Below are 21,226 nucleotides of genomic sequence, written 5' to 3'. Positions count from 1 at the left end.
TGCGCAGGGCGTGTTGGCCGCCGCCGGCATCGAGTGCGAGGTGACCGGCGACGCGGCGGCCAACACGCCCTGCGCACCGGCCAGTTCGAGCCGGAGGTCGGCCTTGCGATAACCCCGTACGACATCGCGCACCTCCCGCTGCGACTCCCGGGCGATCCGCTGCACCTCGATCATCTGCTCCACGGCCTCGGCCCGACCGCGCCGGGCGAGCTGCACGGCGAGTTCGCTCTTCAGCGCGATCACCGACAGGTTGCGGCCCATCACGTCGTGCAGATCGCGCCCGAACCGCAGCCGTTCCTCGGCGACGGCGAGCCGGGCCCGGGTCTCGCGGGCCTCGTCGAGTTCGTAGACGGCGTCGAGGAGCCAGACGGAGAACGCGGCGGTGAAGGCGAGGCCGCCGGCCGCGAAGAGGACGGCGATCACTGTGCCGAGCGCGGCGGGCGCGGCCACGCGCAGCGGGAGCTGCAGGAGCAGCGCCCCGCCCATCGCACCCGCCACCACCGCGAGAACGTGCCGCCGACCCCGCACCCCGAGCGTGAGCGTGCCCGCGCCGAAGCCCAGCACGCCCACGAAGAGCGTGCTCGCGGCGGTCCGCACGTCGTCGCCGGAGCCTCGCTCCCGCACGACGATCGCGGCGACGGAGATCATCACGGTGACCACGCCGAGGGCCCACAGCAGCCGTACGGGCTGTGCCCGCCGGCCGCGTGTCCAGTCGAGCGCCCGGGAGGCGGTGACGGAGCAGAGCAGGGCGTGGACGACCAGGGCCCCCGCCAGCCAGCCCGTGCTGTCCGTCCAGACCTGGCCGAACAACGGCAGCCCGATCGCCGCGATCTCGACCACGGCGAAGAAGTGGAAGGTCCAACGGGTGTACGTTTCGACCTTCCCGGGCGTGCTCTTCCGCCCCCACCAGCCGCCGGAGCCGCGCGAGCCAACAAGTGTCCGCATGCCGTTGTGCTCCCCGTGCCTCAGCGCCGCGGTTCCCACCGGAACCACCGCCGTACAGCAAACACCGCGAGGACGGTCCAGGCCAGCGCGATCAGGACGGTGCCCAGCGCGTCGTAGCCGGACAGGCCGCCGTTCCAGCCGCCGCTGATCAGCCGGATCGCGGGGGAGAGCGGCAGGAACCGGCAGACGCCCGCGGCCCAGTCGGGCAGCAGTTGCAGCGGGATGATGATCCCGGAGCCGAGCATGGACGCGAACAGCACGGGCAGCGCGGTCACCTGCGCGCTCTCCGCCGTCTTGGTCACGGTCGCCGTCAGGGCGGCCAGCGCGGCGCTCAGGAAGAGGCCGAACAGCAGCCCCAGAAGGGCGAGTTGGGGCATCGCGGGCGCCCCCGCGTCGAGCAGCACCACACACGCCGCGGCCAGCAGCACGGACTGGACGAGCCCGAGGCACACGGACGGCAGCGCGGTCCCGGCGAGGATCTCGGGGTCGCCCAGCTCCCCGGTGCGCAGCCGCTTGAGGACCAGTTCCTCCCGCCGTGCGACGAACGCGCTCACCAGCGACGAGTACACGGCGAAGAGCAGCGAGAACCCGATCGAGGCGGTGAGCATCACCGACCCGACGCTCAGCCCCTCCCCCTTGAGATCCATCTGATCGACCGCGGGCCGCACACTGAACGGCAGCGCCAAGGGCACCAGCAGCGCCGTGACCACGGCACTCCGGTTCCGCCCGAGAAGGCTCAACTCGGCCCGCCCGAGCGCCCGCAGCCGCCCCACCGGGGTAGTGGTCATCGCACTCACACCGCCACCTCCTGCTCCCGCGCGATCCCGAGAAACGCCTCTTCCAGCGAGGCCGACCGCACTTCCAGCCGCCGCAGCTCGATACCCGCCCGCTCGGCCCACACCAACAGCCCGGTGGCCGCCCGCTGCAACTCATGCGTCTTCAGCCGTACGACTCCCCCGACCACCTCGTGCCCGACGACCCCCAGCTCGCCGAGCGGCGGCAGGTCCCCCACGAGATAACCGGCGGGCAGCTCGAAGGAGATCCGCGAGGGCCGCCCCGCCGTCACCTCGGCCGGTGTCCCGGTGACCGCGATCCGCCCGTCGCTCATGATCGCGAGCCGGTCGGCGAGCCCCTCGGCCTCCTCCAGATAGTGCGTGGTCAGCAGCACGGTCGTGCCGCCGTCCCGCAGCGCCCGCACCAACTCCCAGGTGTCCCGGCGCCCTTCGGCGTCCAGTCCGGTCGTCGGCTCGTCGAGGAACAGCACCTCGGGCTTCCCGAGCAGCGCGAGCGCCAGGTCGAGCCGCCGCCGTTCACCCCCGGACAACTGCTTCACCCGTACGTCCGCCCGCCGCGCGAGCCCGACCAGCGCGAGCGCCTCCGCCTCGGGCCGCGCCCCGCTGGTGCAGCCGGCCCACATCCGCGTGGTCTCGGCGACGGTCAGCTCGGACGGGAACCCGCCCTCCTGCAACATCACCCCGGTGCGCGGCCGTACGGCGGCCCGCTCGCGGTGGGGATCGTGGCCGAGGACGCGCACGCGCCCGCCGGACGCGGGCGCCAGCCCTTCGAGGAGTTCGACCGTGGACGTCTTTCCCGCGCCGTTGGTGCCCAGGAGCGCGAAGACCTCCCCGCGCCGCACGGAGAAGGTGATTCCCCGCACGGCCTCGAACCCGCCCCCGTACACACGGCGTAGGTCAGTGACCTCAATCACGTGTTCGTGTTCGTTGGTGTCCATGACTTCAGCGTCGCGGTGACCGGGGGCCGGCAGCAGTGCGCGGTGTCATCACTCGGCATGACAAATGTCAGACGGGTGTTGGGCATACGAGAAAACCCCCGGTCCAGTGGACCGGGGGTTTTCGCTGGAGCGGACGACCAGGTTCGAACTGGCGACCTCAACCTTGGCAAGGTTGCGCTCTACCAACTGAGCTACGTCCGCATTGCATCCGATCGGCTCTCACCGGTCGGCGCGAGCACCAGCCTACCCGATCCACCGGAGTGGTTGGGACGGCGATGCAGAGCGGGTGACAGGAATTGCACACTGCGCCTTCCCCCTGGAAGGGGGATGTTCTGCTACTGAACTACACCCGCATGTACTCCGTGAGCTGGGCCTTTCGGCCTCGCCCCTCGGCGTGCTCCGAACTCTAGCTGACCAGGAGGGGTGCAGCGCAAGTCGGTTGCCCCGAGGGCCCGATGACCGGCCGTAGGCCCAGCGGTTCACGGCCTGTCTACTGCGCGGCGGTGAACGCCTCGTAGACCTTCTTGGGGATGCGTCCGCGGGCCGGCACGTCCATCTTGTTCGCCTGGGCCCAGGCCCGGACGGCCGCCGGGTCGGGGGCGACCTCGGTCTGGCGGTAGGCCTTGCCGGACCTCGACCGCTTGCGACCTGCGTCCACGTAGGGCTCGAGCGCCTTACGCAGTTTCTTGGCATTGGCTTGATTCAGGTCGATCTCGTACGACTTGCCGTCGAGCCCGAAGGCGATCGTTTCCGCCGCTTCCGAGCCGTCGATGTCGTCAAAGAGAGTGACCACGACCTTCTGCGCCACGAATATCGGTCCCTTCGTCCGGCACTCCGTACAGCTCAGCTGTGGTGATGTGCCGAGTGTCAGCTATTTCTAATTCATTTGTACAGTGCTCGGCAATGCATTGTGAAGCCTGACTAAATCTGTCCGCGTGTCCGAGTGCAATAGGTATCCGGGGTCGGTCGGGGATCTTTCCCGTAACTTTTCATGAACTCCCCCCTCTGATACCGGATCGTGATCGCGGTCACGTAGGTTCCTACCAATCTACCCGCGTAGAAGTTTTGGACGGGTAGTCTGAAGGCACCAGCTCAGCACCACAACACCGGGAGTGCCAGTGGCACGCGTCGTAGTCGACGTCATGCTCAAGCCGGAGATCCTCGACCCCCAGGGCCAGGCGGTCCAGCGTGCGCTGCCACGCCTGGGTTTCGAAGGCATCTCCGACGTACGTCAGGGAAAGCGATTCGAACTGGAAGTTGACGGCCCGGTCGACGAGGCCGCGCTCGCCCGCATCCACGATCTTGCGGAATCCTTCCTCGCCAACACGGTGATCGAGGACTTCACGGTCAAGGTCGAAGAAGTGGCGGAGGCCGCCAAGTGACCGCTCGTATTGGCGTCGTCACTTTCCCCGGCAGCCTCGACGACCGCGACACCCAGCGCGCGATCCGTCTCGCCGGCGCCGAACCGGTCGCCCTCTGGCACAAGGACAAGAACCTCCACCAGGTCGACGCGGTCGTCCTCCCGGGCGGTTTTTCCTACGGCGACTATCTGCGCGCGGGTGCCATCTCCCGTTTCTCGCCGGTGATGGAGACGCTCATCGAGCAGGCGAAGTCGGGACTCCCCGTCCTGGGAATCTGCAACGGCTTCCAGGTCCTCACCGAGGCGCACCTCCTCCCCGGCGCGATGCTCGGCAACAACCACCTGCACTTCATCTGCCGTGACCAGAAACTGCGGGTGGAGAACGCGGACACCGCCTGGACCGGTGACTACACCGCGGGCCAGGAGATCCACATCCCGCTGAAGAACATGGACGGCCGCTACGTCGCCGACGAGCGCACGCTCGACGAGCTGGAGGCGGAGGGCCGCGTCGTCTTCCGCTACCTGGACCTGAACCCGAACGGCTCGCTGCGCGACATCGCCGGCATCACGAACGCCGCCGGGAACGTCGTGGGCCTCATGCCGCACCCCGAGCACGCGGTCGAGCCGCTCATCGGGTCCGGCCGCACCGACGGCCTCCCCTTCTTCACCTCGATCCTCAAGAAGCTGGTCAACGCATGAGCCGGACGCCTCTGGACACGGTCGAGCACGCGGCCGAGACCCCCGACGTCGAGCTGCCCTGGGCCGAACTCGGCCTGAAGAAGGACGAGTACGAGAAGGTCGTGGAGATCCTCGGCCGCCGGCCCACCGGCGCCGAGCTCGCCATGTACTCGGTCATGTGGTCCGAGCACTGCTCGTACAAGTCCTCCAAGGTCCACCTCCGCCAGTTCGGCGAGAAGGCCCCGCACTCCGACGCGCTGCTCGTCGGCATCGGCGAGAACGCGGGCGTGGTCGACGTCGGCCAGGGCTACGCGGTCACCTTCAAGGTGGAGTCCCACAACCACCCGTCCTACGTCGAGCCCTACCAGGGCGCGGCCACGGGCGTCGGCGGCATCGTGCGCGACATCATCGCGATGGGCGCCCGCCCGGTCGCCGTCGTGGACCCCCTGCGCTTCGGCGCGGCCGACCACCCCGACACCAAGCGCGTCCTGCCGGGCGTCGTCGCGGGCATCGGCGGCTACGGCAACTGCCTGGGCCTGCCCAACATCGGCGGCGAGGTCGTCTTCGACGCCTGCTATCAAGGCAACCCGCTGGTCAACGCGGGCGCCATCGGCGTGATGCGCCACGAGGACATCCACCTCGCGAAGGCCTCCGGCGCCGGCAACAAGGTCATCCTCTACGGCGCCCGCACGGGCGGCGACGGTATCGGCGGCGCGTCCATCCTCGCGTCCGAGACCTTCGACGACGCCAAGCCGTCGAAGCGCCCGGCCGTCCAGGTGGGCGACCCCTTCCAGGAGAAGCTCCTCATCGAGTGCACCCTGGAGGCCTTCGCCGAGAAGCTGGTCGTCGGCATCCAGGACCTCGGCGCGGCCGGACTCTCCTGCGCCACAAGCGAGTTGGCGTCCAACGGCTCCGGTGGCATGACGGTCACCCTGGACGACGTACCCCTCCGTGACTCGACCCTCTCGCCCGAGGAAATCCTCATGAGCGAGTCGCAGGAACGGATGTGCGCGGTCGTCGAACCGTCGAAGGTCGACCGCTTCCTGGAGATCTGCGAGAAGTGGGACGTCATCGCCACGGTCATCGGTGAGGTGACCGACGGCGACCGGCTGGAGATCTTCTGGCACGGCGGCAAGATCGTGGACGTCGACCCGCGCACGGTCGCGCACGACGGCCCGGTCTACGAGCGCCCGTACGCCCGCCCGTCCTGGCAGGACGCGCTCCAGGCGGACGACGCCAACAAGCTTGCCCGGCCCGGTACTTCGGAGGAACTGAAGTCCCAGGTCCTGGCGCTGGTGTCGTCCCCGAACCAGGCGTCCAAGAAGTGGATCACGTCGCAGTACGACCACTTCGTGCAGGGCAACACGGTGCTGGCGCAGCCCGAGGACTCGGGCATGATCCGCATCGACGAGGAGACCGGCCTCGGGGTCGCCATCGCGACGGACGGCAACGGCCGGTACGCGAAGCTGGACCCTTACGCGGGTGCGCAGTTGGCGCTGTCCGAGGCCTACCGCAACGTGGCGACGACGGGCGCGAAGCCGCTCGCGGTCTCCGACTGTCTGAACTTCGGTTCGCCGGAGGACCCGGCGGTGATGTGGCAGTTCGCGGAGGCGATCCGTGGACTGGCGGACGCCTGCCAGCAGTTGGGCACGCCGGTGACGGGCGGCAACGTCTCCCTCTACAACCAGACGGGCGACGTCGCCATCCACCCGACCCCGGTCGTCGCGGTGTTGGGCGTCATCGACGATGTCGCGCGCCGTACGCCGGTCGCCTTCCAGGAGGAAGGTCAGCTGATCTACCTCCTCGGCGACACGCGTGAGGAGTTCGGCGGTTCGGCCTGGTCGCAGGTCGTCCACGACCACCTCGGTGGTCTGCCCCCGAAGGTCGACCTGGAGCGGGAGCGGCTGCTGGCCGAGATCCTGATCTCCGCGTCCCGCGACGGCATGATCGACTCGGCGCACGACCTTTCCGACGGCGGTCTGATCCAAGCGGTAGTGGAATCGGCCCTGTTGGGGGAGAAGGGCGCGCGTCTGATCGTCCCGGACGGCCTGGACGCGTTCACCTTCCTCTTCTCGGAGTCGGCGGGCCGCGCGGTCGTCGCCGTCCCGCGCTCCGAGGAACTCCGCTTCAACGACATGTGCGGCGCACGGGGCCTGCCGGTCACGCGCATCGGTGTCGTGGACGGCGACTCGGTGGACGTTCAGGGTGAGTTCGCGCTCTCCCTGGACGAGCTGCGCGAGGCGCACGAGGGAACGATCCCGGCGCTGCTGGCGTAGCGCACGGGTGGGGAGAGCGTCCGTGGAACGGTCACCGCGACCGCTCCACGGACGCTTTCGCTTGTCAGACCTCGTGCTGGTCCTGGTCGAAGAAGGCGAACGGGTCCTGACCGATGGCCTCGTTGGTGGCCAGGGCCTCGGCGGCGGCTTTGGCGCTACGGGGGAACAGTGCCTCCTCGTACGCGGTGAGCGCCCGCTCGATGTCGTCCGGGTACGCGGCGATGGCGAGGGCGAGTTCGGCGCCGTCCTGCATGGCGAGGTTGGCGCCCTCGCCGTCCGGCGGGGAGAGGTGGGCGGCGTCGCCGACCAGGGTCACTCCCGGTGCGCGGTCCCAACGGTGGCCGATCGGCAGGGAGTTGAGGGGGCGCGGGACCGGAGCGGTGTCGCTGTCGGTGATCAGGGCGGTGATCTCGGGGGCCCAGCCCTCGAACTCCGCGGCGATCCGCGCGGTGGCCGCGGCGGCGTCGGTGAAGTCGATGTCGTCGAACCACTCCAGCGGCCGGGCCAGCGTCAGATAGGCGTGCAGCGTTTCGCCGCTCTCCCGGTGCGCCGCGATCCACCTCTCGCTCGTGCCCTTGTCGAACACGAACAGCGAGCCGCCGCCGACCGCCTTCGCGGTGGCGGGATGCCGGGTCTCGGCGTCGTACAGGTATGTCTCGACGAAGGTCCGGCCGAAATACTCCGGGACGGCGTCGGACAGCAGCGGCCGCACCCGTGACCAGGCGCCGTCGGCACCGACGAGCAGGTTCGTGACGACGGTGGAGCCGTCGGCGAAGGTCACTTCGTGGCGGCCGTCGGCGAGGGTGCGGGTCCCGGTGACCTTGTGCCCCCACCGCACGGTGCCGGCCGGGAGCGAGTCGAGGAGGATCTGCCGCAACGCGCCGCGCTGCACCTCGGGACGGGTGCCCGTGCCGTCGTCGGGCTCGTCGAGCAGAACGGTCCCGTCCGGGGCGAGGACCCGGGTCGCCTGCCGCCCCTCCAGGATGATGGCGCGGAACTCGTCCACCAAGTCGGCTTCTTCCAGGGCCAGTTGGCCGTTGTAGTCGTGAATGTCGAGCATCCCGCCCTGGAGCCGGGCCATCGGCGAGGTCTCCGCCTCGTAGACCGTGGCCGATATGCCGTGGACGTGCAGGACGCGGGCCAGCGTCAGTCCGCCGAGTCCTGCGCCGATGATCGTGACGTGAGTGGTCATGCCGACTCCTTAGGTGTCGCGGGCCTGCCGGACGGTCACCCGGCGGGATCTCCGTCAAGGGTTCAGCGCCCCGCCGACAGGTCACCGACGCGGCACCGACAGCTCCGACAGACGTCCGACACGGGGGGTCTCCGGAAGCCGGGGTTGAAACTAACCACTGTCTTGAGCATGACCGGTTAGGAACGACCCCGGCTTCCAGAGGGGACAGGTCGGGCCGCCTCCGCGGAAACCCGCCCGGCGTCCCGAGGACCCGAGCGCCTCGGCAACCGCAGTGCCATCACCACGCACACCCCCGTCAACACCGCCCCGCACAGGAACACCGCGTCCATCACGTCGACGTACGACCCCACGCCCGCCACCCGCGCCGCCGCCCGCGCCTTCGACCTGGTGGAACACGGCCTCGGGGACTACGCCCGCAAGCCCGAGGATTAGGCTCACCGGCATGCCCACGGCCAAGAAGCGCGCCCGTACGTACGACCCCGCCAGGACCCGCACCGCGGTCCTCGCCCAGTTCGGGAACGTACGAAAAGCCGTAGGAACCCTCACCCCCGAGCAACTCGCGCTCCCCACCCGCCTCGGCGCATGGACCGTACGCGAGCTGATCGCGCACATCGGCATGGCGATCACCGCGATCCACCGCTCCCTGGACCGGCCGCCCCCGCCCGCGCAGAACGCCGTGATCCTCGACTGGCCCTTCGCCACCGCGGCCAACTCCTTGGCCATCGCCGACTTCACGCGCACCCTCACCGAGCGGCACCCCGACCTGGACACCTACCTCGCCGACATCGAGCAGACCCTCACCGAGCACCTCGACACGAACCCCGGCACCCGCCTCCTGGAAACCAACGCCGGCGCCATGCCCCTCGCCGACTACCTGGTCACCCGTACCGTCGAACTGGTCGTCCACACCGACGACCTCAACGCAGCCGTTCCCGGCCTCGACATCCCCTACGACCGCCAGGCCCTCGCCGCCTGCACCCGCCTCCTCGCCGACGCCCTCGCCACCAAGGCCCCCGGCGGCTCGACCGAGGTGCGCATCCCGCCGTACGCCGTCGTGCAGTGCGTCGAAGGCCCCCGGCACACGCGCGGCACCCCGCCCAACGTCGTCGAGACCGACCCCCTGACCTGGCTCCGGCTGGCGACCGGACGGACGTCGTGGCAGGACGCCGTAGAAGAGGCGAAGATCACAGCGAGTGGGGAACGGTCGGACCTCCGGGGACTGCTGCCGATCATGTCCTGACCCGACAACGACCCGATTGCACCGCGACAGGATGTGCGACCGCTCACCTCGTACGGGGGGCAGCGCGGCCGTCCCGGCGCCGATCCCGACGTTTCCCCTGGTGAGAGCGGTGTCGAGACCGAGTGATCCATTACGGCCGGGTAACCCGAATTCGGACCAGTGGTCGATCTCGCCTACACTCGGTGCCGTGCCACGTGGTGACGGTCGACTCAGTCATGATCTGCTCCCCGGCGAGAAAGGACCCCAGGACGCTTGCGGCGTCTTCGGAGTCTGGGCTCCCGGTGAAGAGGTCGCCAAGCTCACTTACTTCGGGCTCTACGCCCTCCAGCATCGAGGCCAGGAATCCGCGGGAATCGCGGTCAGCAACGGCTCGCAGATCCTCGTCTTCAAGGACATGGGCCTGGTCTCCCAGGTCTTCGACGAAACCTCGCTCGGTTCGCTCCTCGGTCATATCGCGGTCGGTCACGCCCGCTACTCGACCACCGGCGCCTCCGTGTGGGAGAACGCCCAGCCGACGTTCCGCGCCACCGCGCACGGATCCATCGCGCTCGGCCACAACGGCAACCTGGTCAACACCGCGCAGCTCGCGGAGATGGTCGCCGACCTCCCCAAGCAGGAAGGCCGTACGCCCCGCGTCGCGGCCACCAACGACACCGACCTCCTCACCGCGCTCCTCGCGGCCCAGGTCGACGAGAACGGCAAGCCGCTGACCATCGAGGAGGCCGCTCACACCGTCCTCCCGCAGGTCAAGGGCGCCTTCTCGCTCGTCTTCATGAACGAGCACACCCTCTACGCGGCCCGCGACCCCCAGGGCATCCGCCCGCTGGTCCTCGGCCGCCTGGAGCGCGGCTGGGTCGTCGCCTCCGAGTCCGCCGCCCTCGACATCTGCGGCGCGGCCTACGTCCGCGAGATCGAGCCGGGCGAGTTCGTCGCCATCGACGAGAACGGCCTGCGTACGTCCCGATTCGCGGAAGCGAAGCCCAAGGGCTGTGTCTTCGAGTACGTCTATCTCGCCCGCCCCGACACCGACATCGCCGGGCGGAACGTGTACCTCTCCCGTGTCGAGATGGGCCGGAAACTCGCCAAAGAAGCTCCGGTCGAGGCCGATCTGGTCATAGCGACTCCGGAGTCCGGCACCCCGGCCGCCATCGGTTACGCGGAGGCCTCGGGCATTCCGTTCGGCGCCGGTCTGGTGAAGAACGCGTACGTCGGCCGTACGTTCATCCAGCCTTCACAGACCATCCGGCAGCTCGGGATCCGCCTGAAGCTGAATCCGCTGAAGGAAGTCATCAAGGGCAAGCGCCTGGTCGTCGTCGACGACTCGATCGTGCGCGGCAACACCCAGCGGGCGCTGGTGCGCATGCTCCGCGAGGCCGGGGCCGCCGAGGTCCACATCCGGATCTCCTCACCGCCCGTGAAGTGGCCCTGCTTCTTCGGCATCGACTTCGCCACCCGCGCGGAACTCATCGCCAACGGCATGACCATCGACGAGATCGGCACCTCGCTCGGCGCCGACTCGCTGTCGTACATCTCCCTGGACGGCATGATCGAGGCGACCACCATCGCCAAGCCGAACCTGTGCCGCGCCTGCTTCGACGGCGAGTACCCGATGGACCTCCCGGACCCCGAGCTGCTCGGCAAGCAGCTCCTGGAGACCGAGCTGGCGGCCGGTCCGGCCGCCACGGCCGCGGCCGACGCGATCCGTCGCCCGTAAGTACCGCCGCAGCCCCGCCGCACCACTCAACGCGAAAGATCCCAGGCAATGTCTGAGACCAGTGCCAGCTACGCCAGCGCAGGCGTCGACATCGAAGCGGGCGACCGCGCCGTAGAACTCATGAAGGAGTGGGTGAAGAAGACCCACCGCCCCGAGGTCCTCGGCGGCCTCGGCGGCTTCGCCGGGCTCTTCGACGCCTCCGCCCTCAAGCGGTTCGAGCGCCCCCTGCTCGCCTCCGCCACGGACGGCGTCGGCACGAAGGTCGACATCGCCCGCCGCCTCGGCGTCTACGACACGATCGGCCACGACCTGGTCGCGATGGTCATGGACGACATCGTGGTGTGCGGCGCCGAGCCGCTCTTCATGACCGACTACATCTGTGTCGGCAAGGTGCACCCCGAGCGTGTCGCGGCCATCGTCAAGGGCATCGCCGAGGGCTGTGTCCTGGCCGGCTGCGCCCTGGTGGGCGGCGAGACCGCCGAACACCCCGGTCTGCTGGGCCCGGACGACTTCGACGTCGCGGGCGCCGGTACGGGCGCCGTGGAGGCCGACCGGCTGCTCGGCGCGGATCGCATCCGCACGGGTGACGCGGTCATCGCGATGGCGTCCTCGGGACTTCACTCGAACGGGTACTCGCTCGTCCGGCATGTGCTCCTCGACCAGGCCGGCCTGGAACTGGAGGCGCACGTCGAGGAACTCGGCCGCACGCTCGGCGAGGAACTCCTCGTGCCCACCAAGATCTACTCGCTGGACTGCCTGGCGCTGACCCGTACGACCGACGTGCACGCCTTCTCGCACGTCACCGGCGGCGGACTCGCCGCCAACCTCGCCCGGGTCATCCCGGACGACCTGCACGCGATCGTGGACCGCTCCACCTGGACCCCGGCGCCGATCTTCGACCTCGTCGGGAGGACCGGCCGGGTCGAGCGCCTGGAGCTGGAGAAGACCCTGAACATGGGCGTCGGCATGATCGCCATCGTCCCCGAGGAGTCCGCGGACGTGGCCCTGGAGACCCTGGCCGACCGCGGGGTCGAGGCGTGGGTCGCCGGCGAGATCACCGAGAGGGGAGATCACGCGACGGGCGCGGCCATGGTCGGCGACTACGCGTAGATCAGCCGCTCCGGGCCGTGTAAATCAGCCCCTCCGGCGTTTGAGGAGCGGGGCCGGGGGCGGAGCCCCGTGACGGCAGCACAAAACCCGGTCCGGCGGTTGATGCCCCGGACCGGGCGAGGTGCAGTCAACTAAGGGAACTGCGAAATACGGCTGAGCGCGCTGCAAGCGTTACGCGCCGCGACGTTGAGACTGAGGACCGGACTCGTCGTCCTCGTCCTCGTCGTCGTCGTTATAGAGATCCGCGTACTGAGCGTACGGGTCGTCTTCTTCCTCGTCGTCGTCCTCGAACGGCTCGCCATTCGGCGGCTGGCTCGAAGTCGAAGCGCCCAGCTCATTGGCCAGACGCGAGAGGTCAGTCCCGCCGCTGCTGTACTTCAGCTGGCGGGCGACCTTCGTCTGCTTGGCCTTTGCCCGGCCGCGCCCCATGGCTCGACCCCCTCGGATACGAGGCTCGGTGGCCTCAGAGTCTTGACACGCGTTCATGATCTGGAACGGACTCTCCGTGGAGAGACCGGTCCGTAGGGCTTCCACGGTACCTGAGCCCGCGCCCATACGGTACGTCGCCCGCAGCACGTGCCGGGCTCCAGGACCCGCGAGGTGCCCTGTACTCGCTGGTCAACCGCGATTTTAACCACTTCTTGGCAGGCGACCCGCCGACGGACGTGAGAGTTCTCTCTAAGTACCCGCCGGCGGGTACCGCTCACCTGTTCCCGGCGGCCGCCTCGTGCATGCGCTGCTCGGCGATCCGGTCGGCCGCCGCGGCCGGCGGAATACCGTCGTCCTTCGCACGTGCGAATATGGCCAGCGTGGTGTCGTAGATCTTCGCGGCCTTCGCCTTGCACCGCTCGAAGTCGAACCCGTGCAGCTCGTCGGCGACCTGGATCACGCCACCGGCGTTCACCACGTAGTCGGGCGCGTAGAGGATCCCGCGGTCGGCGAGGTCCTTCTCGACGCCCGGGTGCTCCAGCTGGTTGTTGGCGGCGCCGCACACCACCTTGGCGGTCAGCACCGGCACGGTCGCGTCGTTCAGGGCGCCGCCGAGCGCGCAGGGGGCGTAGACGTCGAGCCCCTCGACCCGGATCAGCGCCTCGGTGTCCGCGACGGCCCGCACGCCGGTCGGGTGCTTGTCGAGGATCCGCCGTACGGACTCCTCGCGCACGTCCGTGATCACTACCTCGGCGCCCTCGTCGCGCAGGTGCTCCACCAGGTGGTGCCCGACCTTGCCGACGCCCGCGATGCCGACCGTACGGCCGCTCAGCGACGGGTCGCCCCACAGGTGGCGGGCGCTGGCCCGCATGCCCTGGAAGACGCCGAAGGCGGTCAGCACGGAGGAGTCGCCCGCGCCGCCGTTCTCCGGGGAACGCCCGGTCGTCCAGCGGCACTCGCGGGCCACGACGTCCATGTCGGCGACATACGTGCCGACATCGCACGCGGTCACGTACCGCCCGCCCAGCGAGGCCACGAACCGGCCGTAGGCGAGCAGCAGTTCCTCGGTCTTGTCGCGCTCCGGGTCACCGATGATCACGGCTTTCCCGCCGCCGTGGTCCAGGCCGGCCATGGCGTTCTTGTACGACATCCCGCGGGCGAGGTTGAGCGCGTCGGCGACGGCGTCTGCCTCGCTCGCGTACGGGTAGAAGCGCGTGCCGCCCAGAGCGGGGCCCAGCGCGGTGTTGTGGATGGCGATGACGGCCTTGAGGCCGCTGGCCCGGTCCTGGCAGAGCACGACTTGCTCATGACCGCCCTGGTCCGAGTGGAACAGGGTGTGCAGGACGCCGTTGTCTACGTCGGTCACGGTGGTGACTCCTGGGTGAGTGGCGGCGGTTGGAGACAGGCTCCCGTAAGGGGTGGCGGGTGCCGTGGCATGAGCGTAGAGCCTGGGTATGGCCGCCATCCGTGCAGTGTTCAGGATCACCTACCGAAGGGGGGTGATCGTGCGACGATTTGCATAGTTTTCCCGCGCGTTTGTGGGCGGGTTCCGGAGGTTTTCCTGGCGGACGGCGGGGGAGGGAGCAGGCGTGCCCAAGAAGGTGTCCTCGGTGGTCGTCCCGTACGCGACCTATCTACGGGTCTACGAGCCGCTGGCCGCCTTCCCCGAGCCGGAGCGCGGCCACTGGACGCGCTACGCCCGCCGCCCCGACCGTCCGTCGTACCAGGACGAACTGCGCCGCGCGCTGGCCGACTTGCTGCCCACCCCGCCCGTCCCGGTGCCGGTGCACGAGAGCGCCGACGCCTTCGTGGTGGAGGTCGACGGCGTGGTCTGCGTCTGCCCCTGGCGCACCCGGCTGCGCGGCTGGCAGGCCCTGGGAGACCTCGCGGAGGAGCTTCCGCCGTCGGTCCTGGACGCCGTACTGCCGCCGCTCGTACGGCATCAGGCCACCCAGGACTACGAGCGCTGGCTGGCCCGGAATCCGGACGCGCGGCCGTGGATCCGGACGGCGACCTGGCAGGTGCCGCTGAACTGGTTCGTGCTCGTCGGGGACGAGGAGCGGCGCTACGACAAGGCGTCCGGGGACGATCCGCCGATGCTGCGCTACCGGACGCCCATGGTGCAGGCGCGGCGGCGTACTGCGCGGGCACTGCGGACGCTGAAGGACGCGATCGACGACGGGCCGCTGATCGACGGTCTGGTGGACGTGGGGCGCTGGCTGGAGGAGTTCCATCCGCGGTCCCTGGTGGAGCTGGACTACGGCGGGCTCGTGCACGTCGTGCCGGCCGGCGAGCTGGAGGACGACCACTCGGCGGCGGACGTGGCTGCCGGCATCGAGGCGCTGCGGGTCGGCGACGGGGCGGCCGCGGGCGAGGCGTACGGGCGGCTCGTGGAGCGCTGGCGGTCGGTCAGGGACCGGCGCTCGGCGAACTGAGGCGGACCGGAGCCGGACCGGAGCCGAACCGGAGCCGGATCAGATGCGGACCGGAGCCGGACCGGAGCCGAACCGGAGCCGGATCAGAGGCGGACCGGAAACGGACCCGAGACGGACCTGAGCGGTCCTGGGTGGACATACGTAGTCCTAGGTGGACCTACGTGGGCCTAGGCGAACTGACAGGTTCGAACAAGTGCGCATAGGATTCTTACGGTTCGTCAACACGGGACGTAGGTCCCGATCCGGACGATTGATGCCAAGCGTGACGGACCGCACGTGCGGATCCCTTGCGCCGCTTGCCCCTCCTCATGCCAAAATAGGACAAGGAGTCCGGGGAGGACTCCATCCGTCATGCTTTGGGCGGAATCTCGGCATTGCGCGCTTTGGGGGGTCTGGATGACTCCTGATCGCCCCTGTGACTGATCGTCACAGTGGTGTGACTGTCCGCTATGGCATGGTCCATCGGCTTCCGTCGCTGATGGACACCTGGGAGGGCAATTCCATCGGTTTGGCCTACGCGGTTGGACAGATGGTGTAGTTGTAGTGCCGAGGACAAGCCGTTCGTCCTATAACCGACTCGACCCGCACACGCCATTTCGGGCAACGCGGGTCAAGGTGCAGAATTTAGAGGAAAGAACCGAGAAGGTTCGGTTCTCCCGAGGAGGCCGCTCATGACCGCTCGCACCCCTGATGCCGAGCCGCTGCTGACCCCGGCTGAGGTCGCCACGATGTTCCGTGTGGACCCCAAGACGGTCACGCGGTGGGCGAAGGCCGGCAAGCTCACTTCGATTCGCACGCTCGGCGGACACCGCCGTTACCGCGAGGCGGAGGTCCGTGCACTGCTCGCGGGCATTCCGCAGCAGCGCAGCGAAGCCTGACCAACTGAATACGGGCGAAACGGCTGGTCCCCCAACCGGTCAGGCGCCCGACAGCACAGCTCCAAGCGACGCGGGTTCTGCCCCAACAGGGCCCACGCCCAACGCTCTTCAGACATGTGAATACAGGGTGCGTCGTCGGTCGCGCTGGACTCCGCCGGGTCCAGCGCGATCTTTTTTGTGCCTGGTGGGTGGGGTGCTGTGAGGGACCTTGTCGGAGTCTGGGGAGGGGTGTCGGATCTCCTGTGGGCCATCCCTCGTAGGGGTGCAATTGCACATATTAAATTGACCAGTTGTAGGTCAGGTGTAAGTTCCGAGGTTTCAAAAACTTATGCGGTGACACCCGTCACATGCCGGATGGCTTGTTGCCTCTGGTCTATGTGCGCTAGGAGAGGCGCTAGGCGAGTTGGTCCGGTGGATCGTCCTCCGGCTGCGGTGGCGGTGGCGGGGAGTCCAGGGCCAGGCGCAGCAGGCGGTGGCAGATCGGACAGTGCCGGGTCACGTGGCGGTAGGAGCTGGCGGCCGACAGGTGCGCACGGAGCAGGGCCCGCGTCTCGTGCCTGACCGAAGCCGCCATGCGCCACCTCCGTCGCCCTGCGTGGAACGGGGCCTGGTTTCTGGGTACCTGGAGGGTGGGGCGGCGTCAAGAGTGCCGTCCCTGGGGGCTGCGCCCCCAGACCCCCATCGGCCCTGAAGGGGCCTCGTCCTCAAACGCCGGACGGGCTGGGGGGTGGTGGCTGACGTCTCTGTGAACGCCGGACGGGTTGGGTGGTGCCGGCCGGTGTCGAGAGCCCGCCGCGTGCACACGAAAAAACCCACCCCCGAAGGAGGTGGGTCGTTCACTGCGGTCCTGACAGGATTTGCCGTACCCGATTGCGGCTGCGCCGCGGGCGCGGCCTCCATCTTGAGAGGGTGGCGAGCGCGGTGGTCGGTGACGGGGGTACGAGTAAGGCCCGCGTCTCCGGAGAGTTGCGGGCCTTGGTCGTTCACTGCGGTCCTGACGGGATTTGCTGTACCCGATTGCGGCTGCGCCGCGGGCGCGGCCTCCGCCTTGAGAGGGTGGCGAGCGCGGTGGTCGGTGACGGGGGTACGAGTAAGGCCCGCGTCTCCGGAGAGTTGCGGGCCTTGGTCGTTCACTGCGGTCCTGACGGGATTTGAACCCGCGGCCTCCACCTTGACAGGGTGGCGAGCACTCCAAGCTGCTCCACAGGACCTGGTTTCGCGGCACTTGATGGTGCGTTGTGCTGCGAGATGAGACTGTACAGGAGGGTGGCCCGCCTGGTCGAACTCACCCGGTGTGCAGGCGCCGTTACGGTGCGGCCGCGTCGATCGCCTTCACGATCCGCTTGTCGGAGACCGGGTACGCCGTGCCGAGCGCGTGCGCGAAATAGCTGACCCGGAGCTCCTCGATCATCCAGCGGATGTCACGGACGGAGGAGGGAACCGGGCGGCCCTGCGGGAGTTGCTCCAGGAGCCACGCGTACTCGTCCCGCATCTCGTGGACCTTCTCCATCCGCGTGGTGTCCCGCTGGACGCTCGTCGGCATCTGCTGGAGACGGCGGTCGGCGGCCACCAGGTAGCGCATCAGGTCGGGGAGCCGGCGTATCCCGGCCGCCGTGACGAAGCCCGGCTTCACGAGGGCGTCCAACTGGGCGCGTACGTCCGCGAGGTTCGGGAGGAGGGCGGGGCTGCTCGCGCCCTTCAGACGGCGCTCACAGGCCTGCCAGGCGGCCAGCACCTGCTGCACCTGGCTCACCGCCCGCACCGTCGTGTCGACGATCTCGGCGCGCACCTTCTCGTACAGCTTCCGGTACGACTCCTCGTCCCACGCCGGGCCCCCGAAGTCGCCGATGAGCTTGTCGGCCGCCGCCATCGCGCAGTCGTCGAACAGCGCCTGGATCGAACCGTGCGGATTCGCGGACAGCGCGAGCTTCTGTACGTTCGTGAGCTTCTCGGACGGGAACTTCGCCGGATTGACCGGGATGTTGCGCACGATCAGCCGTCGCGTGCCCTTCCACATCGCCTCCGCCTGCTCCTCCTCCGTGTCGAAGAGCCGTACGGAGACGGTGTCGCCGTCGTCGACCAGCGCGGGGTACGCCTTCACCGGCTGGCCCGCCCGGCGGGTCTCGAAGACGCGGGTCAGCGAGCCGATCGTCCAGTCGGTGAGGCCCTTGCGCTCCAGGGACTCGCCGCCTTCGCGCTCGGCCGTCGCCGCGGCCGCCTGCGAGATCGCCTGCCGTGCCTTCGGCTTCAGCCGCAGCTTCAACGCCTCCAGGTCCTTGTCCTCGGCGATCTTGCGGCGGCGCTCGTCCACGATCCGGAAGGTGATCAGGAGATGGTCCGGGACCTTCGACCAGTCGAAGTCGTCGGCTGTGAACGGGACTCCGACCATGCGCTTCAGCTCGCGGGCCATGGTGGTGGGTAGCGGCTCCTGGAGGGGGACCGCCGTCGCCAGGAAGCGTTGGGCGAAGTTCGGGGCCGGTACGTAGTTGCGGCGGATCGGCTTCGGGAGGGAGCGGATCAGCTCCGTCACGACCTCCTCGCGCAGGCCCGGGATCTGCCAGTCGAAGCCCTCGTCGGTGACCTGGTTGAGGACGTGCAGCGGGATGTGGACCGTGACACCGTCCGCGTCCGCGCCCGGCTCGAACTGGTACGTCACCCGGAACTTGAGCCGTCCCTGATGCCAGGAGTCCGGATAGTCGTCCTTGCTGATGTCGCCCGCACGCTCGTTGATGAGCATCGAGCGCTCGAAGTCCAGGAGTTCGGGTTCCTCGTGGCGCTTGTGCTTCCACCAGGAGTCGAAGTGGGCGCCGGACACGACGTGTTCGGGTACCCGCTGGTCGTAGAAGTCGTAGAGCGTCTCGTCGTCGACCAGGATGTCCCGGCGTCGGGCGCGGTGCTCCAACTCCTCGACCTCGGTGAGGAGTTTGCGGTTGTCCGCGAAGAACTTGTGGTGCGTGCGCCAGTCGCCCTCGACCAGCGCGTTGCGGATGAAGAGTTCGCGGCTCGCCTCCGGGTCGATGCGGCCGTAGTTCACCTTGCGCTGGGCGATGATCGGGACGCCGTAGAGCGTGACCTTCTCGAAGGCCATCACCGCTGCCTGGTCCTTCTCCCAATGCGGTTCGCTGTACGTCCGCTTGAGGAGGTGGCCGGCGAGCGGCTCGACCCACTCGGGCTCGATCTTCGCGTTGACGCGCGCCCAGAGGCGTGAAGTCTCCACCAGCTCCGCCGACATGACGAAACGCGGGGTCTTCTTGAAGAGCGCCGAACCCGGGAAGATCGCGAACTTGGCGCTGCGGGCGCCCAGATACTCGTTCTTCGCGCCGTCCTTCACGTCCTTCATACCGATGTGGGACAGCAGGCCCGCGAGGAGCGAGACGTGGACGCTCTGTTCGGCCGCGTCCTCCTCGTTGAACCGGAGGTCCATCTGCTTGGCCACCGTGCGGAGTTGGCTGTAAATGTCCTGCCACTCGCGGATACGGAGGAAGTTCAGGTACTCCTGCTTGCACATCCGGCGGAAGGCCGACGAACCGCGCTCCTTCTGCTGCTCGCGGATGTACCGCCACATGTTCAGGAACGCGAGGAAGTCGCTTGTCTCGTCGCGGAATCGGGCGTGCTGCTGGTCGGCCTGGGTCTGCTTCTCGGCCGGGCGCTCGCGCGGGTCCTGGATGGAGAGCGCGGCGGCGATCACCATGACCTCGCGGACACAGCCGTTCTTGTCGGCCTCCAGGACCATGCGCGCCAGGCGTGGGTCCACCGGGAGCTGGGCGAGCTTGCGGCCCGTCTGGGTGAGGCGGCGGCGCGGGTCCTTCTCGCCGGGGTCCAACGCGCCCAGTTCCTGGAGGAGTTGGACGCCGTCGCGGATGTTGCGGTGGTCCGGCGGGTCGATGAACGGGAACTTCTCGATGTCCCCGAGACCGGCCGCGGTCATCTGGAGGATGACGGAGGCGAGGTTCGTCCGCAGGATCTCGGCGTCCGTGAACTCCGGGCGGGCCTCGAAGTCCTCCTCCGAGTACAGCCGGATGCAGATGCCGTCCGACGTACGGCCACAACGACCCTTGCGCTGGTTGGCACTTGCCTGGCTGACCGCCTCGATGGGCAGCCGCTGCACCTTCGTACGGTGGCTGTAGCGGCTGATGCGGGCGAAGCCGGGGTCGATGACGTACTTGATGCCCGGGACGGTGAGGGAGGTCTCGGCGACGTTGGTCGCCAGAACGATCCTTCGGCCCGTGTGCTGCTGGAACACGCGGTGCTGCTCGGCGTGCGAGAGGCGGGCGTAGAGGGGGAGGACCTCGGTGAAGCGGTAGTTCTTCTTCGTCAGCGCGTCCGCCGTGTCGCGGATCTCGCGCTCGCCGGACAGGAAGACGAGGATGTCGCCCTTGCCCTCACCCTGGAGCTCCTCGACCGCGTCGCAGATCGCGGTGATCTGGTCGCGGTCGGAGTCCTCGGAGTCGTCTTCGAGGAGCGGGCGGTAGCGGACCTCCACCGGATACGTCCGGCCGCTGACCTCGATGATCGGGGCCTCGCCGAAGTGCCGGGAGAAACGCTCCGGGTCGATGGTCGCCGAGGTGATGACGACCTTCAAGTCCGGTCGCTTGGGCAGCAGTTGGGCCAGGTAGCCGAGGAGGAAGTCGATGTTGAGGGACCGCTCGTGGGCCTCGTCGATGATGATCGTGTCGTAGGCGCGCAGTTCGCGGTCGGTCTGGATCTCGGCGAGCAGGATGCCGTCCGTCATCAGCTTGATGAACGTCGACTCCTGGTTCACCTGGTCGGTGAAGCGGACCTTCCAGCCGACGGCCTCGCCGAGCGGGGTGTCCATCTCCTCGGCGACGCGCTCCGCGACCGTGCGGGCGGCGATACGGCGGGGCTGGGTGTGGCCGATCATGCCGCGGACGCCGCGGCCGAGTTCGAGGCAGATCTTGGGGATCTGGGTGGTCTTGCCCGAGCCGGTCTCGCCCGCGACGATCACGACCTGGTGGTCGCGGATCGCGGCCGCGATGTCGGCCTTCTTCTGGCTGACCGGGAGTTGCTCCGGATACGAGATCGCGGGGATACGGCGGCGGCGCTCGGCCATCCGCTCCTCGCCTCGGGCCACCTCGGCCTCGATCTCGGCGAGCACGGCGGCGCGGGCCTCCGGCTTGCGGATCCTGCGCGCGCCTTCGAGCCTGCGCCCGAGCCGGTGCGCGTCGCGCAGGGTCAGCTCGGTCAGGCGGGGGGCGAGGTCGCCGAGGGCGGGGGCC

17 protein-coding genes and 3 tRNA genes are annotated in these 21,226 nt (G+C 68.9%); 8 read left to right on the top strand and 12 right to left on the bottom strand.

Annotated elements, in window-relative coordinates:
* The 6 genes from JHN63_RS29905 to JHN63_RS29880 all read right to left on the bottom strand — a co-directional run.
* Window positions 1–945: histidine kinase (locus JHN63_RS29905; protein ID WP_200686457.1), on the bottom strand; the 945-nt coding region annotated here is incomplete at its 3' end.
* Between the two features lie 20 nt (window positions 946–965).
* Window positions 966–1,733 carry an ABC transporter permease gene (locus JHN63_RS29900; protein ID WP_234477919.1) on the bottom strand — a complete coding sequence of 256 codons (768 nt, stop codon included), beginning with the start codon at window positions 1,731–1,733 and terminating at the stop codon, window positions 966–968.
* A gap of 5 nt (window positions 1,734–1,738) precedes the next feature.
* A complete protein-coding gene (locus JHN63_RS29895) occupies window positions 1,739–2,677 on the bottom strand; it encodes an ABC transporter ATP-binding protein (RefSeq protein WP_200686453.1) in 939 nt (312 codons plus the stop codon).
* Window positions 2,678–2,802: 125 nt separating this feature from the next.
* Window positions 2,803–2,878, bottom strand: a tRNA-Gly gene (locus JHN63_RS29890).
* 80 nt (window positions 2,879–2,958) lie between these two features.
* Window positions 2,959–3,030 (bottom strand) — tRNA-Gly (locus tag JHN63_RS29885).
* 137 nt (window positions 3,031–3,167) lie between these two features.
* Entirely contained in the window at window positions 3,168–3,485 is a 318-nt protein-coding gene (locus tag JHN63_RS29880) for an Lsr2 family protein (RefSeq protein ID WP_200686451.1), read from the bottom strand.
* A 310-nt stretch (window positions 3,486–3,795) separates the two neighbouring features.
* On the opposite strand from JHN63_RS29880, the gene purS reads away from it, so the two are divergent.
* Genes purS through purL form a run of 3 tightly spaced genes read left to right on the top strand, consistent with a single transcriptional unit; the run spans window position 3,796 to window position 6,991 of the window.
* Window positions 3,796–4,059 carry a phosphoribosylformylglycinamidine synthase subunit PurS gene (purS, locus tag JHN63_RS29875; protein WP_015659417.1) on the top strand — a complete coding sequence of 88 codons (264 nt, stop codon included), beginning with the start codon at window positions 3,796–3,798 and terminating at the stop codon, window positions 4,057–4,059.
* Window positions 4,056–4,736, top strand: a complete 681-nt coding sequence (purQ, locus tag JHN63_RS29870) for a phosphoribosylformylglycinamidine synthase subunit PurQ (protein ID WP_200686449.1) — start codon at window positions 4,056–4,058, stop codon at window positions 4,734–4,736. The genes purS and purQ overlap by 4 nt, the downstream gene beginning before the upstream one ends.
* The gene (gene purL, locus JHN63_RS29865) at window positions 4,733–6,991 is read left to right on the top strand and encodes a phosphoribosylformylglycinamidine synthase subunit PurL (RefSeq protein WP_200686447.1); all 2,259 of its coding nucleotides are present in this window, start codon (window positions 4,733–4,735) and stop codon (window positions 6,989–6,991) included. Before purQ ends, purL begins: the two co-directional genes overlap by 4 nt.
* A 64-nt stretch (window positions 6,992–7,055) precedes the next feature.
* On the opposite strand, the gene JHN63_RS29860 is transcribed toward purL, so the two are convergent.
* Window positions 7,056–8,183, bottom strand: coding sequence for an NAD(P)/FAD-dependent oxidoreductase (locus tag JHN63_RS29860; RefSeq protein WP_200686445.1), 1,128 nt, complete (start codon window positions 8,181–8,183; stop codon window positions 7,056–7,058).
* Between the two features lie 442 nt (window positions 8,184–8,625).
* Here JHN63_RS29860 and JHN63_RS29855 point away from each other — a divergent pair, with 442 nt between their 5' ends.
* The 3 genes from JHN63_RS29855 (at window position 8,626) to purM (ending at window position 12,247) form a co-directional block, all read left to right on the top strand.
* Window positions 8,626–9,423, top strand: a complete 798-nt coding sequence (locus tag JHN63_RS29855; RefSeq protein ID WP_200686443.1) for a maleylpyruvate isomerase family mycothiol-dependent enzyme — start codon at window positions 8,626–8,628, stop codon at window positions 9,421–9,423.
* Window positions 9,424–9,610: 187 nt separating this feature from the next.
* Entirely contained in the window at window positions 9,611–11,137 is a 1,527-nt protein-coding gene (gene purF / locus JHN63_RS29850) for an amidophosphoribosyltransferase (RefSeq protein WP_200686441.1), read from the top strand.
* Window positions 11,138–11,185: 48 nt separating this feature from the next.
* Entirely contained in the window at window positions 11,186–12,247 is a 1,062-nt protein-coding gene (gene purM, locus JHN63_RS29845) for a phosphoribosylformylglycinamidine cyclo-ligase (RefSeq protein ID WP_200686439.1), read from the top strand.
* Between the two features lie 171 nt (window positions 12,248–12,418).
* Here the strand turns inward: purM and JHN63_RS29840 are convergent, their stop codons facing one another.
* Together JHN63_RS29840 and JHN63_RS29835 are read right to left on the bottom strand one after the other, a co-directional pair.
* Window positions 12,419–12,676: a DUF3073 domain-containing protein gene (locus JHN63_RS29840; protein ID WP_019061825.1), complete on the bottom strand. Its 258-nt coding sequence runs from the start codon at window positions 12,674–12,676 to the stop codon at window positions 12,419–12,421.
* Between the two features lie 274 nt (window positions 12,677–12,950).
* A complete protein-coding gene (locus tag JHN63_RS29835) occupies window positions 12,951–14,042 on the bottom strand; it encodes a Glu/Leu/Phe/Val dehydrogenase dimerization domain-containing protein (RefSeq protein WP_200686437.1) in 1,092 nt (363 codons plus the stop codon).
* Window positions 14,043–14,265: 223 nt separating this feature from the next.
* On the opposite strand from JHN63_RS29835, the gene JHN63_RS29830 reads away from it, so the two are divergent.
* Together JHN63_RS29830 and bldC are read left to right on the top strand one after the other, a co-directional pair.
* Window positions 14,266–15,111, top strand: coding sequence for a hypothetical protein (locus tag JHN63_RS29830; protein WP_200686435.1), 846 nt, complete (start codon window positions 14,266–14,268; stop codon window positions 15,109–15,111).
* Window positions 15,112–15,782: 671 nt separating this feature from the next.
* Window positions 15,783–15,989, top strand: a complete 207-nt coding sequence (bldC, locus tag JHN63_RS29825; RefSeq protein ID WP_003949541.1) for a developmental transcriptional regulator BldC — start codon at window positions 15,783–15,785, stop codon at window positions 15,987–15,989.
* 394 nt (window positions 15,990–16,383) lie between these two features.
* Here bldC and JHN63_RS29820 read toward each other — a convergent pair whose 3' ends face one another.
* The 3 genes from JHN63_RS29820 to hrpA all read right to left on the bottom strand — a co-directional run.
* The gene (locus tag JHN63_RS29820; protein WP_200686433.1) at window positions 16,384–16,563 is read right to left on the bottom strand and encodes a DUF6274 family protein; all 180 of its coding nucleotides are present in this window, start codon (window positions 16,561–16,563) and stop codon (window positions 16,384–16,386) included.
* A 562-nt stretch (window positions 16,564–17,125) separates the two neighbouring features.
* Window positions 17,126–17,200 (bottom strand) — tRNA-Asp (locus JHN63_RS29815).
* A gap of 95 nt (window positions 17,201–17,295) precedes the next feature.
* A partial coding sequence (gene hrpA, locus JHN63_RS29810; RefSeq protein ID WP_200686431.1) for an ATP-dependent RNA helicase HrpA occupies window positions 17,296–21,226 on the bottom strand: 3,931 nt, incomplete at its 5' end.

The sequence above is a fragment of the Streptomyces sp. MBT65 genome (assembly GCF_016612545.1).
Lineage (GTDB): Bacteria > Actinomycetota > Actinomycetes > Streptomycetales > Streptomycetaceae > Streptomyces.
The sequence above is the reverse complement of the archived record's forward strand: the minus strand, read 5'-3'. Positions and strand labels throughout refer to the sequence as shown.

Excerpts from the sequence above, each read along its gene's own strand:
- bldC (WP_003949541.1), top strand. The coding sequence starts at position 15,783 with ATGACCGCTCGCACCCCTGATGCCGAGCCGCTGCTGACCCCGGCTGAG.
- JHN63_RS29895 (WP_200686453.1), bottom strand. The coding sequence starts at position 2,677 with ATGGACACCAACGAACACGAACACGTGATTGAGGTCACTGACCTACGC.
- JHN63_RS29855 (WP_200686443.1), top strand. The coding sequence starts at position 8,626 with ATGCCCACGGCCAAGAAGCGCGCCCGTACGTACGACCCCGCCAGGACC.
- purL (WP_200686447.1), top strand. The coding sequence starts at position 4,733 with ATGAGCCGGACGCCTCTGGACACGGTCGAGCACGCGGCCGAGACCCCC.
- JHN63_RS29820 (WP_200686433.1), bottom strand. The coding sequence starts at position 16,563 with ATGGCGGCTTCGGTCAGGCACGAGACGCGGGCCCTGCTCCGTGCGCAC.
- JHN63_RS29900 (WP_234477919.1), bottom strand. The coding sequence starts at position 1,733 with ATGACCACTACCCCGGTGGGGCGGCTGCGGGCGCTCGGGCGGGCCGAG.
- JHN63_RS29840 (WP_019061825.1), bottom strand. The coding sequence starts at position 12,676 with ATGGGGCGCGGCCGGGCAAAGGCCAAGCAGACGAAGGTCGCCCGCCAG.
- JHN63_RS29860 (WP_200686445.1), bottom strand. The coding sequence starts at position 8,183 with ATGACCACTCACGTCACGATCATCGGCGCAGGACTCGGCGGACTGACG.
- purM (WP_200686439.1), top strand. The coding sequence starts at position 11,186 with ATGTCTGAGACCAGTGCCAGCTACGCCAGCGCAGGCGTCGACATCGAA.